The sequence below is a fragment of the Streptomyces sp. NPDC102514 genome (genome assembly GCF_055584525.1).
In genome coordinates this window covers 68,573-86,617 of sequence record NZ_JBVJLW010000025.1, presented here as the reverse complement: position 1 = coordinate 86,617, position 18,045 = coordinate 68,573, and the positions used below count along the sequence as shown (strand labels likewise).

The window sequence follows — 18,045 nt, the reverse complement described above, 5'->3', positions numbered from 1 at the left end:
TTGATTGCGGACCTCGCTCGGTATGCGCATACCACACCAACGACGCAGAGACCGTGAAGCAACGTGTTGATTCTTTACGAGCCCTTAGGGGGTGGGGGCTCGCGTCCGCGGTGAGCTGTCGGCCGGTGGGGGGTGCCCGCGCAGTTCCCCGCGCCCCTAGGTACCCAGGGGCGCGGGGAACTGCGCAGTCTTTTGGCTTTTCAGGGGCGCGGGGAACGGCGCGGGTGACCCCCACTCACCCCCACCGACCCGCACCGCAGCGCACGGAGTGCCCCGGCGGCAGAATGTGATCATGAGCTCGCCTCTGACCTTCCAGCCCGTCCTGGACCGCATCGCCGCCGAGATCGCGCAGACCCCCGGCCGCGGCCGACCCGCCGACTACATCCCGGCCCTCGCCGCCTGCGACCCCCGGAGCTTCGGCATGGCCGTCGCCGAGCTGGACGGCACGGTGTACGGCGTCGGCGACTGGCGCCAGCCCTTCTCGACCCAGTCCATCACCAAGGTCTTCACCCTCGCCCTGGACCTGGCCCACGAGGCCGACGAGCTCTGGGAACACGTCGGCCGCGAACCCTCCGGCAACCCCTTCAACTCGCTCGTCCAGCTGGAGTACGAGAACGGCATCCCCCGCAACCCCTTCATCAACGCGGGCGCCCTCGTCGTCACCGACCGCCTGCACACCCAGACAGGCGACGCCGCGGGCACCCTCCTCGACTTCCTGCGCGCGGAGAGCGGCAACGAACACCTCGCCATCAACGAGGGCGTCGCCGCCTCCGAGTCCGCCCACGGCGACCGCAACGCCGCGCTGGGCCACTTCATGGCGGCGTACGGGAACATCGGCAACCCGGTGCCGGTCCTGCTCGACGAGTACTTCCGGCAGTGCTCCATCGAGGCGTCCTGCGCCGACCTCGCCCTGGCCACCGGCTTCCTCGCCCGCCACGGCATCCGCGCCGACGGCACCCGCCTCCTGTCGATGAGCCAGGCCAAGGAGGTCAACGCGGTCATGCTCACCTGCGGCACGTACGACGCGGCGGGCGAGTTCGCCTACCGCGTGGGCCTGCCCGGCAAGAGCGGCGTCGGCGGCGGGGTCATCGCCGTCGTCCCCGGCCGCTGCACGGTCTGCGTCTGGAGCCCCGGCCTGGACGGACACGGCAACTCGGTCGCGGGAGTCGCCGCACTGGACCGCTTCACCACCATCACCGGCCTGTCGGTGTTCTGACCGGCCACCCGGACAGCTGTCCGGACGGCCGCCCGGGTCGGTAAGACGGCGGTCATGCTGCGGCTGCCGCTCCGAGGCGGACGCGTCGCTTTCCGGCCATCCCGCATTGACACGCTTACCGAGTGTTGGCCAAGGGTTTCACCGTCGATCTGCGTCGCTGTCAGCTGCTCGGGCTCGCGGGCTCGGTCGTCCTCGCGGCGGGAGGCGAGACGGCCGGCGCCCTGCCCGTACGGGAACTGCCGTCGCTCGCGTCCGGACGGGCGGCACTCGGCCTGGTCGGCGTGTACTTCGGAGTCGTGCTGCTCATCGCCGCCTGGGCGCTGCTGGGGCGGGTGGTCCGAGGACCCGAACCGCCGACCCCGCGTGCGCTGCTGGTCGTCCTCGCCGTGTGGGCGATCCCCCTGCTGCTCGCTCCGCCCCTGTTCAGCCGGGACGTCTACAGCTATCTGGCCCAGGGCGCGATGGTCGACGCGCACCTCGACGTCTACACGCACGGCCCCGCCATCCTGGGCGGGCCCCTCGCGGACGAGGTGGCGCCCGTGTGGCGACGGACCGCGACGCCGTACGGGCCCGTCTTCCTCGCCGTCGCCTCCGCGCTGTCCGGGCTCACGCGGGGCGAGGTGCCCGCCGGACTGTTCGGCATGCGGGTCGTCGCGCTGCTCGGCGTGGCCCTGATGGCCGCCGCGCTGCCGAAGCTCGCCCGGCACAGCGGCGCCGACCCCGCCGCCGCGCTGTGGCTGGGCGCGCTCAACCCGCTCGTGCTGCTGCACCTGGTGGCCGGAGCGCACAACGACGCCATCATGCTCGGCCTCCTCGGCGCGGGACTGGTGGCGGCCCTCGGCCGCTGGCCCGTCCTCGGCGCCGTCCTCGTCACCCTGGCCGCACTGGTCAAGGCCCCGGCCGTCCTGGGGCTCGTGGCCGTCGTGGCGCTCCAGGTGCGCGCCGGGCGGGGTATGACGCGGTCCGTCGTCACGACCACGGCCGCCGCCCTCGCCACCACCGTCGCCGCGACCGCCGCGGCCGGTACGGGATACGGCTGGATCGCCGCGCTGAAGACACCCGTGTCCCCGCACAACTGGTCGCCCACCAGCCTCCTCGGCCGCGCCACCGGCGACATCCTCCGGGGTCTCGGCAGCGATCTCGCCCCGTACGCGCTGCCCGCCTGGCACGCCCTCGGCCTCGTACTCACCGCCGTCGTCATCGTCGGCATCTGGCTGCGCCGCCCCCGCGTGAGCCCCGTCTACGCGCTGGGCCTCAGCCTGGCGACGGTGGCCGTGCTCGGCCCGGCCATCCGGCCCTGGTACGCGCTGTGGGGCCTGTTCCTGATCGCCGCCGCGGCGCCCAGCGCGTCCGTACGCCACCGGGTGGCCGCCGTGACCGGAGCGCTCGCCCTCGCCGTCCTGCCGAGCGGCGGCCCGCCCGACAGCGAGCAGCTGGCGCTCGCCGTGTCGGGCGGGATGCTCGCCCTGGTCGTCCTCTGGCAGGCGCACCAGACGTCGAACGCCACCGTCCTGGGGCGGACGGCATGAGGCTGCCGCGCACCGACCGGGGGCGGCTGCTGTTCGTCCTCGCCCTGGCCACCGCCGTGACCGTCTTCACCGCGACCGTGCCCCTGCTGCGGGACTGGTTCGACCTGCGCGTCTACCACGGAGCCGTCGACACCTGGATCCACCACGGCGGGCACCTGTACGACTACCGGGTGCCGGGCACGACGTACGGCTTCACGTATCCGCCGTTCGCGGCGGTCAGCATGCTGCCGATGGCGCTGCTCGGACTGCACACCGCGATCGCCGTCGGTCTGCTGCTCAACCTCGCCGCGACGGCCTTCGTCCTGCACACCCTGTACGTGCTGACCGGGCGCCGGCTGCGCCGGTACGGCCTGTTCGGGCTCGCCGTGGGTCTCTGCCTGCTCGCCCTGCTCGAACCGGTCCGCGACACCTTCAGCTTCGGCCAGGTCAACCTCCTGCTGCTGGCCCTCGTCCTCGCCGACGCCCGGCTGATCGCGCGCGGGCGGAGCCGCTGGGCGGGCGTCGGGATCGGTCTCGCCGCGGCCGTCAAACTCACGCCCGCGATCTTCATCGTCCTGCTGCTGCTCGCCCGGCGCCCGCGCGCGGCGGCCACCGCCACGGGGGTCGCGACGGCCGCCACCGCGTTCGCGGCCCTGGCCGCACCGGACGCCTCCCGCTTCTACTGGACCGACGCGGTCTGGGACACGTCCCGCATCGGCCGCCTGGCCTATGTCTCCAACCAGTCGCTGCAAGGCGTACTGGCCCGTCTCGCCGACCCCGCCGAGCCGAGCCGTGGCATCTGGGCGCTGCTGGCGCTCGCCGTCCTCGGGGTGTGGATGTGGCGGGCGCGCCGGGCCCTCGCCGGCGGGGACGTCCTCGGCGCCTTCGCCCTCACCGGACTCGCCGCCTGTCTGGTCAGCCCCATCACCTGGGTGCACCACCTCGTCTGGCTGCTGCCCTCGCTGGTGATCCTCGCCGAGGCGGGCCTGCGCCGGCGGCGCACACGGCTGCTGTGGCTCGCCGCGGCCCTGTACGCCCTGCTGTGCAGCAGCGTCGTGTGGCTGTGGTTCGACGACGCGTCGGGCATCGGCGGCTTCGTCGGCAGCAACGCATACGTGTGGATCACTCTCGGGCTGCTGCTCGGGCTGCCCGTCGGTCAGCGCCGGGCGGCGGAGCGCCGGCCGTGGAGGCGCAGGGCCAGTGCCACGGCACCCGCGCCGAACACGGCGGCCCCCACGAGCGTCCCCGCCGTCGCCAGCCCGCCTCCGGGACCGTCGGAGTCGTCGGCGGCCGTGCCCGCGGGCGCCGAGGGACCGGCCGGTGGGACGGCGGCCGGACCGGGACCGGACCGCGCCCCGGCCGCCGGACCCGCGGTGGCCCGCGACACGGGACGAGGCAGGAGCGACCCGACCGGATCGACCCGGCCGGTGGCCCCGAAACCCCAGTCGAGCAAGGAGCGCGCCTCCTCGTACACGGCGAACCTGCCGCCCTCCTGAGGGTTCATCACGGTGACGACGAGGGTGTGCCCGCCCCGGCGCGCGGCGGCGACGAGCGTGCTGCCCGCCTGGGTGGTGGACCCGTTCTTGATGCCGATGAGCCCCGGATAGGGCGCGACCCCGTCGGCGCCGGAGAGCAGCCGGTTGGTGTTCTCGATCTCGTACGCCCAGCCGTCGCCGGGGAACTTCGCGCGGACGGTGGCGCAGTAGCGGACGAAGTCCGTGTTGCGGAGCCCCGCGCGCCCGAAGACGGCCAGGTCGTACGCGGACGACACCTGGCCGGGCATGTCGTAGCCGTCGGGTGAGACGACCCGGGTGTCACGGGCGCCCAGGGAGCGGGCCTTGGCCTGCATCTGGGCGGCGGTGGCGCGCCAGCCGCCGTTCATCTCGGCGAGTACGTGGACGGCGTCGTTGCCGGAGTTGAGGAAGACGCCCCGCCACAGGTCGGACGCCCGGTAGGTGTGCCCCGCGCGGACTCCGACCAGGCTGCTGCCGGGGCCGATGTCCGCCAGGTCCGCCTCGGTGACGGTGTGCCGGACCGCGGAGGGCAGCACCGGGAGCACGGTCACCGCGAAGAGGGTCTTCAGCGTGCTGGCGGGCGGCAGGGCGAGGTGCGCGTTGTGTGCCGCGAGCACGTCGCCGGTGTCGGCGTCGGCCACCAGCCAGGACCGGGCGGACATCTCCTGCGGCACGCCGGGCGCTCCTGCCCGCAGCCGGACCTGTGTCCCGGGACGGTCCAATGTCGGAGGCGGCGAGGGCGGCGAGGACGACGAGGCGGGCACGGGCGGGGGATTGGCGGTGTTCGGAGTGGGCCCGGTGTGTGCGCTGCCCGTCCCGGCGCGAGGAGCGACGGCCGTGTGCGCCCCGCCGAGGGCAGCGACCGGTGCCGGCACGAGGGCGAGCGCCCCGACGACGCAGAGGGCGGAGCAGGAGACGGCCGTGCGGGCAGGGAGTCCGATGGTCATATCGCAAACGTAGGAACGCGCAGGTCGCAAGGCGAATTGCCTCGGCCGAACGGGGCTGTCGAACACCCGGATGCCGCAGCGGACGCCGATGCGCGGCAGGTGTTCCCGGCCGCCTACTGGCTGCCCGGCACCGTCTGCTGGACCTGCCTGAGGAAGGTCGCGTTGTCCGGGGTCTGCCGCATCCGCTCCACCAGGGTCTCCAGACCTGCCTGGCCGTCACCGCGGGAGTGCAGGGCGCGCCGCAGACCTCGTACGGCCGTCAACTCGGCGGCCGGGACGAGGAGTTCCTCGCGGCGCGTGCCGGACGGGGTGATGTCGACGGCGGGGAAGACACGGCGGGACGCGAGGGTGCGGTCCAGCCGGAGTTCCATGTTGCCGGTGCTCTTGAGCTCCTCGAAGTAGTAGTCGTCGGCACGGGAGCCGGTGTCCACGAGGGCCGTGGCGATGATGGTGAGCGAGCCGCCCTCCTCGGCGAGCCGCGCGGCGCCGAAGAGCCGCTTGGGCCCCTGGAGCGAGCCCGCGTCGACACCGCCGCTGAGGGTGCGGCCGCCCGCGGCGGCCGCGTTGTTGTGGGCCCGGCACAGCCGGGTGAGCGAGTCGAGCAGGATCACGACGTCCTGGCCCGCCTCGACGAGCCGCTTGGCACGCTCGACGGCCAGCTCGGCCAGCGCGATGTGCTGCTTGGGGCTCTGGTCGAAGGTCGAGGCGAACACCTCGCCGCGGACGGACCGGCGCATGTCGGTCACCTCCTCGGGGCGCTCGTCGAGGAGCACCACCATCAGATGGGCCTCGGGGTGGTTGCCGGCCACGGCGGCGGCCAGCTGCTGGAGCAGTACGGTCTTGCCGGTCTTGGGCGGGGCGACGATCAGGCCGCGCTGGCCCTTGCCGATCGGCGCGACCAGATCGACGAGGCGGGTGGTGAGACCGCCCGCGGGGTGTTCGAGGCGCAGCCGCTCGCGCGGATGCAGCGGGGTCAGATCACGGAAGTGCGGACGGCCGCGTGCCTCGTCGGCGGGACGGCCGTTGATCCGCTGGATCTCTGTGAGGGCGCGCTGCCGGCCGCGCAGTCCTTCGACACGGTCGCCCTTGCGCAGGCCGTACCGGCGGATCAGCGAGGCGGAGACCTGAAGGTCGGCCGCTCCCGGGAGCAGGTTCTCGGCGCGCAGGTGGCCCTGCCCGTTCGAGGTGAGGTCGAGTACGCCGGTGGCCTGCTCCTGGTCCGTGACGGGAGTGGGCGGGCGTTCGAGTGTGGTGGTCATGATGGATGTCCTTTCGCGGACGGATGGTTGAAGTTCTCGGACGGGTCGTGCGGTTGGGGGAGAGGCCGGAGCAGGAGCGGTGATCTCACGCCCTGCACGGCGGAACGCGTCACTTCTCGAACCGCGTACCGCTGACGGACGCGGTACGGAAAGAGCTCCGCGGAGAGAGGTGCTGAGAAGAAGATGCTGTGCGCCGGTCGGAATCGACGGGCGGACCAGCGGGAGAAGAGGAAATCTGCACCGGCGCCTGGAAGCAGGCGTACACAAGTGCTGATAGCACTGTAGCACCCTCTCGTCCGGTGGCGCCGGAAGCGGCCGGAACCCGGGGCGTTGACACAGGTGGTGCCGCGCGCCACGGTGGTCGGCATGGTCGATGCCGGGATCGTCGCTCGCGTACGGGAACTACGGCCGCTGATCAGGCAGAACGCGCTGCGGGCCGAACGCGGCCGACGGGTGCCGGACGAGGTCGTCGCCGCGCTGAGCGGTACCGGGGTGCACCGGATGAACGTCCCCGCGCGGTACGGCGGTTACCGGACCCCGCTGCACACCCAGGTCGACGTCTTCGCCGAGATCGCCCTCGAATGCGCCTCCACGGCATGGGTGACACTCAGTCAGGCCGGAGGCTCGTACATCGCGGCGCTCTTTCCCGACGAGGCGCAGGACGACTTCTTCACCGGACCGGCCGGCCCCGATGTCAGGATCGGCGGCACGCTCGTCCCCGGCGCCACGGCGGTGCCGTACGACGGGGGCTATCGGGTGGACGGCGCCTCGGGCTTCGCGACCGGCTGCCATCACGCGGACTGGCATCTGCTGACGGCCGCGGTCGTCCCCGCCGGCGGACGGCCCCAGGAAGGGCCGCCGGAGGTGCTGTGGGTCGCGGTGCCGATGTCCGAGCTGGAGATCCTGGACGACTGGGACACCACAGGTCTCGCCGGTACTGGCAGCAACACGGTGGTGGCCCGGAACATTCCCGTCCCCGCACACCGGGTGCTCCCGGTCGGGCCGATGCTGGCCGGCCGGACCCCGTCGAAGACCAACGCGGACGACCCCTTCTACCGCATGCCCGTGCTGCTGCTCTTCTGCGCCTGGACCGCGGCGGCCGCACTGGGCCTGGGGCGGGCGGCGCTGACGGAGTTCGACGAGCGCATCCACCGGCGCGGCATCACGTACACCTTCCACGAGCGGCAGGACGAGGCCACCGTCACCCATCTCACCTTCGCCGAGGCCCAGTTGAGGATCTCCGCCGCCGAACTGGTGGCCGCCCGGCTGATCACCGAGATCGAGACCAAGGCGCGCGACGGCAACGCGTACACCCCGCTGGAGCGGTCCAGGATCCGTGCCGAGTGCGGCTATCTCACCCGGCTCTGCAAGGAGGCCGTCGAGCTGCTCGCCTCGGCCGCCGGCGCCTCCTCCCTCCAGCGGTCCGTGCCGCTGCAGCGCATCGCCCGTGACATCAACGCCCTGACGTTGCACTCCTTCGTCAACCCCGCCACCAACCTGGAGATCTACGGCCGCGTACTCTCGGGCGTCGACCCGGGCACCCCCTTCCTGTGACGGCCTCCGACTGCCGTCGACCGCAGTCAGGAGATCGCGTTGGACAGCACGGCAGCCGAACCGTCGAACGACACGTCAGGTACATCCGGTACGTCCCGTGCGTCCGGCGAGCCGCACCGCCTCGACCCGGCCGGCGGCTGTCCGCACGCCGACAACGCGCGCCTTCTCGCACGCGGAGCCGTGGCGTCGGTCGTCCTGCCCGGCGGGGTGGACGGCGTGGCGGTGCTGGGGCACGAGGCGCTGAAGGAGTTCCTCGCCCACCCCCAAGTGGCCAAAAACGCAGGGCACTTCACCGCGCTGCGGGAGGGCCGCATCGCCCCCGGATGGCCCCTTGCCACCTTCGCGACGGTACGGGGCATGACGACCGCGGACGGCGACGACCACCGGCGGCTGCGGTCCCTGGTCAGCAAGGCGTTCACCGTCCGCCGGGTCGAGGAACTGCGCCCGCGCGTCGAGGAGTTGACCGAGGAACTGCTCGACGACCTGGAGCGGGCCGCCCGCGACGGCGGGGGAGTCGCCGATCTGCGCGCGCACTTCGCGATGCCGCTGCCGATGGGCGTCATCGGTGAACTGCTGGGCGTGGACGCCGAGTTCCGCGAGCGGCTCCACCACCTCTCCAGCCAGGTCGTCGCCACCGACATCGGCCCCGAGCGTGCGCTGGCCGCCAACCGGGAACTGATGGCCGTCCTCGGCGCGGTCGTCGAGGCCAGGACCGAGCGGCCGGGCGACGACCTCACCAGCGCGCTGATCGCCGCGCGCGACGAGGGCGGCGACCGGCTCACCCACGAGGAACTCCTCGGCACCCTGGTCCTGATGATCATCGCCGGGCACGAGACCACACTGAACCTGATCACCAACGCGGTACGCGCCCTGTGCGGCCACCGTGACCAGCTGGCACGGGTCGTGCGGGGCGAGGCCGGCTGGGCCGACGTCGTCGAGGAGACCCTGCGCTGGGACGCGCCGGTCAGCTACTTCCCCTTCCGCTACCCCGTCGGCGACCTGACCGTCGACGGCACCGTCATACCCGGAGGCACACCCGTCCTCGCCGGCTACTCGGCCGCGGGCCGCGACCGGGCCGCGCACGGCCCCGACGCCGACCTCTTCGACGTCACCAGGCCCGCCGGACCCGGCGCCGCCCGGCATCTGTCCCTCGGCCATGGCGCCCACTACTGCCTGGGCGCCCCACTGGCCCGGATGGAGTCCGCCATCGCCCTGGAACGCCTGTTCACGCGCTTCCCCGGCCTCGACCTCGCCGTGCCCGAGGCGGACCTCGCCCGCAGCGCCAGTTTCGTGGGCAACAGCGTCCAGACACTCCCCGTACGGGTGTGACGCCGGACTTCCGGAGCAATCATGGAGAGCCGGAGCAATCATGAAGGGTGTGTCGATCCGGCCCGGGCCCGTTCGTCGGTGGGGTGCAAGGACCCCTGCACACCGGGATCGCCACCATGCGTCACCACCGGGAGGAACCATGAAGTACGTGATGTTCATCTGCACACCCGTCGACGGTGAGGAGCTGAGCCCCGAGGAGATCGCCGACGACCCCCGTTTCACCTCGTACATCGACCATGTGCGCGCCGGTGGCATGGTGAAGGGCGGTGCGCGGCTGCGGCCGGCCGCCGACGCCACCACCGTCCGTGTCCAGGGCGACGAGGTACTGCTCAGCGACGGCCCGTTCGCGGAGTCCAAGGAGTACATCGCGGGCTTCGACATCATCGAGGTCGCCGACCTCGACGAGGCCATCGCGCTCGCCTCCCGCCACCCGGCCGCGCTGGGCGGTGGATCGGTCGAGGTACGGCCGATCTGGGAATGAACGGCGCCGAAGAGGCGGAGAAGGGCACGGCGGCGGACGGCGTCGAGGAGGCCGTCGCCGCCGCCTTCCGCGAGGAATGGGGCCAGGTCGTCGCCACCCTGATCCGGGTGACCGGCGACTGGGACCTCGCCGAGGAGTGCGCACAGGACGCCTTCACCCAGGCCCTCGACCGGTGGCGGCGCGACGGGGTGCCGCGCCGCCCCGGCGCCTGGCTGACCACGACCGCGCGCAACCGGGCCATGGACGTGACGCGCCGCAGGGCGGTGGGGGCGGCGAAACTGCGGGAGGTCGCGATGCTGGCACGGGACGGGGGACCCGGCGGCCCGCAGGACCCGGACTCCGACGACGACAGCGGGGTGACGGACGACCGGCTGCGGCTGATCTTCACCTGCTGCCATCCCGCGCTGCCCGTCGAGGCCAGGGTCGCCCTGACCCTGCGTACCCTCGCGGGGCTCACCACACCCGAGATCGCCCACGCCTTCCTCGTCCCCGAGGCGACGATGGCGCAACGCCTCGTCCGGGCCAAGCGGAAGATCCGCAACGCCGGCATCCCGTACCGGGTGCCGCCCGCGCATCTGCTCCCCGAACGCACGACGGGGGTGCTGGGCGTGCTGTACCTGCTGTTCAACGAGGGGTACGCGGCCTCGTCCGGCGCGGACCTGATCCGTACGGACCTCTGCGCGGAGGCCATCAGGCTGGCCCGGGTACTGGCCCGTCTCATGCCGGACGAGCCCGAGGTGCTCGGCCTGCTCGCGCTCCTGCTGCTGCACGACGCCCGGCGCGGCACCCGCGTGGACGCGGCCGGGGAACTGGTCACGCTGGAGGACCAGGACCGCACGGCATGGGACCGGGCGGAGATCGACGAGGGCGCCGCCCTGCTGGAGACCGCGCTGCGCCGGGGGCGGCCGGGCCCGTACCAGATCCAGGCGGCCGTCGCGGCCTGCCACACCACCGCGGCCACGGCACAGGACACGGACTGGGCGGACATCGCCGGACTGTACGCCGAGCTGGAACGCCGGGTCCCGTCGGCCGTGGTGCGCCTCAACCGCGCGGTGGCCGTCGGCATGGCAGAGAGCCCCGAAGCCGGGCTGGTCCTCGTCGCGGACCTGGAGGAGGGCGGCGAACTGGCGGGCTACCACCTGCTGCCCGCCACCCGGGCGGACCTCCTGCGGCGCACGGGCCGCCTGGAGGAGGCCGCCGAGGCGTACGGACGGGCGCTGGAACTGGTGGAGAACGACGCCGAGCGGCGCTTCCTGCGAAAGAGGCTCGCGGAGTGCCGATCGGGCCGGTAGGTGTCGATCCGGCCGGGGGCCGTTCGTCGGTGGGGTGTAGGTACCCCACCGACCTGGAGGATCCGATGACCACCACCGTTCCCACCTGGCGTACCGGCCGCCTGCTCGCTCTGCTGTCGACGCGCCGTCCGCGGGCCGCGCGCCCCGCGCCGAAGCGGGCCGCCGGCCTCGGCAAGGGCGGCCCCGGCGAGATCGACGGCCCGGCCGTCTGGCTCGCGGGCCTCCGGCTGATGGGATGAGAGGCTGCCGGGCCGAGCGGCTACGGGGTCAGCTCGAAGATTCCGTAGCCGAACGCCTCCGCGGTGACCGTGCCACCGTCCGCGACGACTCCGGACGCTTCGAGGGCCCGGCCGGGACGGAGGTCCCCGAGCGGGCAACTCGTCGGCTCCTGACGGGGGTTGACGACCACCAGATACCGTCCGCCGCGTACGTGCACGAAGGGGTAGCCCGCGTGCACCACCTCCACCGAGCCGTCCGGGCCGAGTTCGGGCGTGGACGTGCGCAGGGCGATGAGACGGCGTACGAGGTGGAGGAGGGACGTGTCGTCGGCGCGCTGGGCGGCGACGGTGGGGCGGCCGGGATCGGGGTCGACCGGGAGGTACGGGTGATCGGACGTGGAGAAACCGGCGTTCGGGCCGTCGTCCCACTGCATCGGCGTACGGGAACCGGCGCGATTGTAGGCGGGCCCGAGCACACTGCCCTCCGTGTCGGGGAGGTCCGGGATGTACCGCATACCGATCTCGTCGCCGTAGTAGATGGCGGGCAGGGTGGGCCAGGTGAGCTGGAAGACGAAGGCGACCGGGAGCTGTTCGGCCGAGCGCGGCCCGCAGTTGAGGCGCGAGAAGTCGTGGTTGGCGGTCGGCAGCGAGATGAAGCCGCTGTCGCCGAGGGCCGTCGACGCCTGCTGCCAGGCCTCGACGAAGGGCCGCGGCGAGCCCTTGCCGCTCGGGTCGAAGAAGCAGTCGAGCGGATCCCAGTCGAGGTTGACGGTCCCGGAGCCGTTGCTCCACAGCGAGCGCAGCGCCAGGCCGTCCGTGGGACCGCCGAACTGGAGGAAGAAGTCGGTGTGGAACCCCGCCGGGACGGACACCTCCGGCTCGCCCCACTCCGAGAGGATCACCGCGTCCGGGTGCGTACGGTCCAGCCAGTGACGCAGCTCCGTCCAGATCCTGCTCGTCTCCGTCTTGTCCGGGTCGTCCTTGACGAGCGAGGCCGCCATGTCGACGCGGAAGCCCGACAGGCCGAGGCCCAGCCAGTGGTCCATGATCGTGCGCAGCGCCTCCCGGTTGGCGCGCGGGCCCTCCGCGTCCACCGGCTGACGCCACGGCTCGGCCGGATTCATGCGTGCGTAACCGAAGTTGAGGGCGGGCTGGAAGGCGAAGAAGTTCGGCAGATACGCGCCCGGACGGCTGCCGGGCGAGTCCACGAAACCGTCCGGGCGGCCCTCGGCCGCCCAGATGTAGCGATGGTCGCCGGGATCGTCCGCCGACGCCGTGAACCACGGGTGCCGGTCGGAGGTGTGCCCCGCGACCAGATCGAGGAGTACGCGGATTCCGTGGCCGCGCGCCCGGTCGACGAGCTTGGCGAGGTCGTCGTTGGAGCCGTAGCGCGGCGCCACGTTCAGATAGTCGGAGACGTCGTACCCGGCGTCCCCGAACGGCGAGGCGAAACACGGGTTCAGCCAGACGGTGTTCACCCCGAGCCAGGCCAGATGGTCCAGCCGCTCGCAGATGCCGTCGAAGTCGCCGATCCCGTCGCCGTTCGAGTCCGCGAACGACTGCGGGTAGATCTGGTAGAAGACCGCGTCGGCCAGCCATGCGGGTGCGGGGCGGAAGGAGCTCATGGGGCAGGTACAGCCTTTCCCTGGGCGGAACGTCCTCGATGTCGAGGGTGACAGTGCCCGGCAGTGTCCGAAAGGCCGCGCCTTGGCCAGAGCCCGGACGGGAAGTCCCGGGAAGCCACGGAAGCCCTCGGGAAACCCGCGGGAAGCCCTAAGCTGATCGACGATGTTCACCCCTCAGGGCCCCACGTTCCGCGAACTCGCCGTGCAGGCGCTGTCGTCCGTCGAGCACGGCTACGACCTCCTCGCACCGAAGTTCGACCACACCCCGTTCCGTACGCCGGACTCGTTCCTGCGGTCCGTCGCGCGGGCCCTGACGGACATGGGACCGTTCGGGCGCGGGCTCGACCTGTGCTGCGGCACCGGCGCGGGCATGGACGTGCTGGGCACGGTGTGCCGGGACAGCGTCACCGGCATCGACATCAGCGCGGGCATGCTCGCCGAGGCGCGTCGGCGTGAGCGGCCCGGCGGACCGCCCGCCGGCTGGGTGCGCGGCGACGCCCTCGCCCTGCCGTTCGGCCCGGTCTTCGACCTGGTCGTGAGCTTCGGGGCGTTCGGACACTTCCTGCCCCGCGAACTGCCCGGCCTGTTCGAGCAGGTCCACTCGGTGCTGAGGCCCGGCGGCCGGTTCGCCTTCCCGATCGTCGCCCCGGCCCCTCCCGCGTCGCCCGGCTACTGGGCCATGCTCGGCTTCGACGCGGTCATGAAGGTGCGCAACGCGGTGTGGCGTCCGCCGTTCGTCATGTACTACCGCGAGTTCCGGCTCGGCGACGTGCGGCGGGAACTGGCCCGCGCCGGCTTCACGGTCGAGCTGCACGCCCTGCCCGAGTTCGGCCGCAGGGACGACGGCAGCCCGCGCTGCCGGATGGTGGTGGCCACAAGGCCCGGACCAGCGGTTTAACCGCTCCGGGAGCACTCCGGGGGCCGCTCCTGCCCCCGGTTCCACCGCGGTGCGCCGTACCGGCGTATGAGATCCGTCAAGAGCGCGCACAACGGCGTCAGGGAGCCGTCAACGTGCGCCGCGAGCGGTTCCGTCGGATGTTTGCTCTGAAGGTCAAGGCGTTCGGCCGGGGCACTGGCGTGGTCCGCCAGGGCACCGGCACCGCATCCGGAACCTCATTCAGGAGCTCACGATGGCCGATGTGGCCTTCGTCGTCACCACGATCGCGCTCTTCGCGCTGGTGGCCCTCGTCGCCAAGGGGGTGACGAAGCTGTGACCGCCGAGACCATCATCGGCCTGATCGTGGCCGTCGCCCTGCTGGGCTATCTCGTCCTCGCCCTTGTGTTCCCCGAGAGGTTCTGAGCACGACATGAGCCCCGTACTCGCCGGCATCCTTCAGCTGCTGGCACTCATAGCGGCGCTGGCACTCGCCTATCGCCCCCTCGGCGACCACATGGCCCGGGTCTACTCCTCGGACCGGCATCTGCGCGTCGAGAAGTGGATCTACAAGGGCATCGGCGCCGACCCGGACACCGGGATGCGCTGGCCCGCGTACCTGCGCGGAGTCCTCGCCTTCTCCGCCGCCGGGGTGCTCTTCCTGTACCTCCTGCAGCGTCTGCAGGGTGTGCTGCCCGGTTCGCTCGGCTTCTCCTCGATCGACCCGGACCAGGCGTTCAACACCGCCGTCTCCTTCGTCACGAACACCAACTGGCAGTCGTACTACGGCGAACAGGCCATGGGCCACGTCGTGCAGACCGCCGGTCTTGCCGTGCAGAACTTCGTCTCCGCGGCCGTCGGCATGGCGGTCGCCGTCGCCCTCGTACGAGGCTTCGCGCGCTCCAGGAACGGCGACCTCGGCAACTTCTGGGCGGACCTCGTCCGCGGGGTCGTCCGCATCCTGATACCGCTGTCCGTGGTGGCCGCGATCGTCCTGGTCGCCTGCGGGGTGATCCAGAACTTCTCCGGCATCCACGAGGTCGGCCAGTTCTCGGGCGGCTCGCAGCAGTGGAACGGCGGCGCGGTCGCCTCCCAGGAGGCCATCAAGGAACTCGGCACCAACGGCGGCGGCTACTTCAACGCCAACAGTGCCCACCCCTTCGAGAACCCCACCCCCTTCTCGAACCTCTTCGAGATCTTCCTGCTCCTGGTGGTGCCGTTCTCGCTGACCCGCACCTTCGGCCGGATGGTCGGCAGCCTGAAGCAGGGCTACGCGATCCTCGCCACCATGGCCACCATCTGGGTCGGCTTCGTCGCCCTGATGATGTGGACCGAGTTCGCCCACCACGGCCCCGCCTTCGACCTCGCGGGCGGCGCTCTGGAGGGCAAGGAGACCCGCTTCGGCGTCGGCGCCTCGTCGATCTTCGCGGTGTCCACGACCCTGACCTCGACCGGCGCGGTGGACTCCTTCCACTCCTCGTTCACGGGCCTCGGCGGCGGCATCACCATGCTGGGCATGCAGCTCGGCGAGATCGCGCCCGGTGGTACCGGCTCCGGCCTCTACGGCATGCTGATCATGGCGATCATCGCGGTGTTCATCGCCGGTCTGATGGTCGGCCGCACCCCCGAGTACCTGGGCAAGAAGATCGGCACCCGCGAGATCAAGTTCGCGGCCCTGTACATCCTCATCACCCCGGCACTCGTACTCGTCCTCACCGCCGCCGCGATGGCCCTGCCGACGCCGGGCCACTCGATGACCAACACCGGGGCACACGGCTTCTCCGAGATCCTGTACGCCTACACGTCCGCCGCCAACAACAACGGCTCGGCCTTCGCGGGTCTGAACGCGGACACCCAGTGGTTCAACACCACCCTGGGCGTGGCGATGCTGCTCGGCCGGTTCCTGCCCATGGTGTTCGTCCTCGCACTGGCCGGTTCGCTCGCCGGACAGAAACCCGTACCGGAGACGGCGGGCACCCTGCGCACCGACAAACCGCTGTTCACCGGACTGCTGGTGGGCGCGATCCTCGTCATCACCGGTCTCACGTATTTCCCCGCGCTCGCGCTGGGTCCGCTGGCGGAGGGGCTGGCATCATGACGACACACATACACCCCGACAAGAACAGCGACAGCGGCAGCGACACCGGTGCCGACACCGGCGCACCGGCCGGACGCACCGTCGGCGAAGGCCGCGTCGGCGTGGGTCTCTTCGACCCGAAGCAGCTGGTCAGGTCCCTGCCGGACGCCTTCCGCAAGCTCGACCCGCGGGTGATGGTCAAGTCCCCCGTGATGTTCGTGGTGCTGGTCGGCTCGGTCCTGACGACGGCCTTCTCGTTCAAGGACCCGGGCGACTGGTTCGGCTGGACGATCAGTGCCTGGCTCTGGCTGACGGTCGTCTTCGCCAACCTGGCGGAGGCGGTCGCGGAGGGCCGTGGCAAGGCGCAGGCCGACACCCTGCGCAAGGCGAAGACCGACACGATCGCGCGCAGGCTGTCCACGGACGGCGGCTCCGAGGAGCCGGTGGCGGGCACCGAGCTGCGCATCGGCGACCGGGTCGTCTGCGAGGCCGGCGACATCATCCCCGGCGACGGTGACGTCGTCGAGGGCGTGGCCTCCGTGGACGAGTCGGCGATCACGGGGGAGTCGGCCCCGGTCATCCGGGAGTCCGGCGGCGACCGCTCGGCCGTCACCGGCGGCACGAAGGTGCTGTCCGACCGCATCGTCGTCAGGATCACCACGAAGCCCGGCGAGACCTTCATCGACCGCATGATCAACCTGGTCGAGGGCGCCGCCCGGCAGAAGACGCCCAACGAGATCGCGCTGAACATCCTGCTCGCCTCGCTGACGATCGTCTTCCTCCTCGCGGTGGCCACGCTGCCGCCGTTCGCGGACTACGCGGGCACGCACCTCACGATGGTCGTGCTGGTGGCGCTGCTCGTCTGCCTGATCCCGACCACGATCGGCGCGCTGCTCTCCGCGATCGGCATCGCGGGCATGGACCGGCTGGTGCAGCGCAACGTCCTGGCCATGTCCGGCCGGGCGGTCGAGGCCGCCGGTGACGTGTCCACGCTGCTGCTCGACAAGACCGGCACCATCACGCTCGGCAACCGGCAGGCCGCCGAGTTCGTGCCCGTCGCCGGGACCACCGAGGCGGAACTGGCCGACGCCGCCCAGCTCTCCTCGCTGGCCGACGAGACCCCCGAGGGCCGTTCCGTCGTCATCCTGGCGAAGGAGCGGTACGGGCTGCGCGAGCGCCACCAGGGCGAGCTGGCGCACGCCGAATGGATCACCTTCACCGCCCAGACCCGGATGTCCGGGGTCGACGTGGACGGACGCAGGGTCCGCAAGGGAGCGGCCGGCTCGGTCGTCGCCTGGGTGAAGGAGCGGGGCGGCACGGTCACCGAGGACGTGGCGAGCAGGGCCGACCGGATCTCCGAGGCGGGCGGCACCCCGCTGCTCGTGGCCGTCGACGACGCCGAGGGCGCCCGTGTACTGGGTGTCATCCACCTCAAGGACGTCGTCAAGGACGGGATGCGCGAGCGGTTCGACGAACTGCGCCGCATGGGCATCAGAACCGTCATGATCACCGGCGACAACCCGCTGACGGCCAGGGCCATCGCCGAGGAGGCGGGCGTCGACGACTTCCTCGCGGAGGCCACCCCCGAGGACAAGATGGCGCTCATCAAGCGGGAGCAGGCGGGCGGCAAGCTCGTCGCGATGACGGGCGACGGTACGAACGACGCTCCGGCGCTGGCCCAGGCGGACGTGGGGGTGGCCATGAACACGGGCACCTCGGCCGCCAAGGAGGCCGGGAACATGGTCGACCTCGACTCCAACCCGACCAAACTCATCGAGATCGTCGAGATCGGCAAGCAGCTCCTCATCACCCGGGGCGCCCTGACGACGTTCTCCATCGCCAACGACGTCGCCAAGTACTTCGCGATCATCCCCGCGCTGTTCGCGGCGGTCTACCCGGGCCTGGACAAGCTCAACATCATGCGGCTGTCGTCGCCGGACTCCGCGATCCTCTCCGCGGTGATCTTCAACGCGCTGGTCATCATCGCCCTGGTGCCGCTCGCCCTGCGCGGAGTGCGGTACCGGCCGGTCAGCGCCGACCGGCTGCTGCGGCGCAACCTCGGCATCTACGGCCTGGGCGGACTGATCGCGCCCTTCATCGGCATCAAGATCATCGATCTGCTCCTCTCCCTCGTCCCCGGGCTGTAGCTCC

14 protein-coding genes and 1 pseudogene are annotated in these 18,045 nt (G+C 71.8%); 12 read left to right on the top strand and 3 right to left on the bottom strand.

The window, feature by feature from the left end:
- Positions 1-292: 292 nt before the first annotated feature.
- The 3 genes from ACZ60E_RS41285 to ACZ60E_RS41275 all read left to right on the top strand — a co-directional run bounded on the left by ACZ60E_RS41285 (position 293) and on the right by ACZ60E_RS41275 (position 4,220).
- On the top strand, positions 293-1,216 hold the full coding sequence (locus ACZ60E_RS41285) for a glutaminase (protein WP_469447333.1): 924 nt from the start codon (positions 293-295) through the stop codon (positions 1,214-1,216).
- Between the two features lie 122 nt (positions 1,217-1,338).
- The gene (mptB, locus tag ACZ60E_RS41280; RefSeq protein WP_469447331.1) at positions 1,339-2,745 is read left to right on the top strand and encodes a polyprenol phosphomannose-dependent alpha 1,6 mannosyltransferase MptB; all 1,407 of its coding nucleotides are present in this window, start codon (positions 1,339-1,341) and stop codon (positions 2,743-2,745) included.
- Positions 2,742-4,220 (top strand): glycosyltransferase 87 family protein, encoded by a 1,479-nt coding sequence (locus ACZ60E_RS41275; protein ID WP_469447329.1) that lies wholly within the window; start codon positions 2,742-2,744, stop codon positions 4,218-4,220. The genes mptB and ACZ60E_RS41275 overlap by 4 nt, the downstream gene beginning before the upstream one ends.
- Positions 4,221-4,279: 59 nt before the next feature.
- Here ACZ60E_RS41275 and ACZ60E_RS41270 read toward each other — a convergent pair.
- Positions 4,280-4,900, bottom strand: a pseudogene (locus ACZ60E_RS41270) (D-alanyl-D-alanine carboxypeptidase family protein); the annotation flags it as partial.
- Positions 4,901-5,298: 398 nt separating this feature from the next.
- Positions 5,299-6,444 (bottom strand): transcription termination factor Rho, encoded by a 1,146-nt coding sequence (rho, locus tag ACZ60E_RS41265; protein WP_469447327.1) that lies wholly within the window; start codon positions 6,442-6,444, stop codon positions 5,299-5,301.
- A 366-nt stretch (positions 6,445-6,810) separates the two neighbouring features.
- Here rho and ACZ60E_RS41260 point away from each other — a divergent pair, with 366 nt between their 5' ends.
- From ACZ60E_RS41260 to ACZ60E_RS41240, 5 genes are all read left to right on the top strand, one after another.
- Positions 6,811-7,998, top strand: coding sequence for a flavin-dependent monooxygenase (locus ACZ60E_RS41260; protein ID WP_469447325.1), 1,188 nt, complete (start codon positions 6,811-6,813; stop codon positions 7,996-7,998).
- A 39-nt stretch (positions 7,999-8,037) separates the two neighbouring features.
- A complete protein-coding gene (locus ACZ60E_RS41255) occupies positions 8,038-9,327 on the top strand; it encodes a cytochrome P450 family protein (RefSeq protein ID WP_469447322.1) in 1,290 nt (429 codons plus the stop codon).
- Positions 9,328-9,466: 139 nt separating this feature from the next.
- On the top strand, positions 9,467-9,808 hold the full coding sequence (locus tag ACZ60E_RS41250) for a YciI family protein (protein ID WP_210890631.1): 342 nt from the start codon (positions 9,467-9,469) through the stop codon (positions 9,806-9,808).
- Entirely contained in the window at positions 9,805-11,100 is a 1,296-nt protein-coding gene (locus ACZ60E_RS41245) for an RNA polymerase sigma factor (protein WP_469447320.1), read from the top strand. Before ACZ60E_RS41250 ends, ACZ60E_RS41245 begins: the two co-directional genes overlap by 4 nt.
- A 65-nt stretch (positions 11,101-11,165) precedes the next feature.
- Positions 11,166-11,339 (top strand): hypothetical protein, encoded by a 174-nt coding sequence (locus tag ACZ60E_RS41240; protein WP_384809765.1) that lies wholly within the window; start codon positions 11,166-11,168, stop codon positions 11,337-11,339.
- A gap of 20 nt (positions 11,340-11,359) precedes the next feature.
- On the opposite strand, the gene ACZ60E_RS41235 is transcribed toward ACZ60E_RS41240, so the two are convergent.
- Entirely contained in the window at positions 11,360-12,943 is a 1,584-nt protein-coding gene (locus tag ACZ60E_RS41235; RefSeq protein ID WP_469447318.1) for an alpha-amylase family glycosyl hydrolase, read from the bottom strand.
- Between the two features lie 163 nt (positions 12,944-13,106).
- On the opposite strand from ACZ60E_RS41235, the gene ACZ60E_RS41230 reads away from it, so the two are divergent.
- The 4 genes from ACZ60E_RS41230 to kdpB all read left to right on the top strand — a co-directional run bounded on the left by ACZ60E_RS41230 (position 13,107) and on the right by kdpB (position 18,041).
- Positions 13,107-13,841 carry a class I SAM-dependent methyltransferase gene (locus ACZ60E_RS41230; RefSeq protein WP_469447316.1) on the top strand — a complete coding sequence of 245 codons (735 nt, stop codon included), beginning with the start codon at positions 13,107-13,109 and terminating at the stop codon, positions 13,839-13,841.
- 312 nt (positions 13,842-14,153) lie between these two features.
- Positions 14,154-14,243, top strand: coding sequence for a K(+)-transporting ATPase subunit F (kdpF, locus tag ACZ60E_RS41225; RefSeq protein WP_385838713.1), 90 nt, complete (start codon positions 14,154-14,156; stop codon positions 14,241-14,243).
- A gap of 7 nt (positions 14,244-14,250) precedes the next feature.
- On the top strand, positions 14,251-15,915 hold the full coding sequence (kdpA, locus tag ACZ60E_RS41220) for a potassium-transporting ATPase subunit KdpA (RefSeq protein ID WP_384809761.1): 1,665 nt from the start codon (positions 14,251-14,253) through the stop codon (positions 15,913-15,915).
- Positions 15,912-18,041 (top strand): potassium-transporting ATPase subunit KdpB, encoded by a 2,130-nt coding sequence (gene kdpB, locus ACZ60E_RS41215; RefSeq protein WP_469447314.1) that lies wholly within the window; start codon positions 15,912-15,914, stop codon positions 18,039-18,041. The genes kdpA and kdpB overlap by 4 nt, the downstream gene beginning before the upstream one ends.
- The last annotated feature ends 4 nt before the right edge of the window (positions 18,042-18,045 follow it).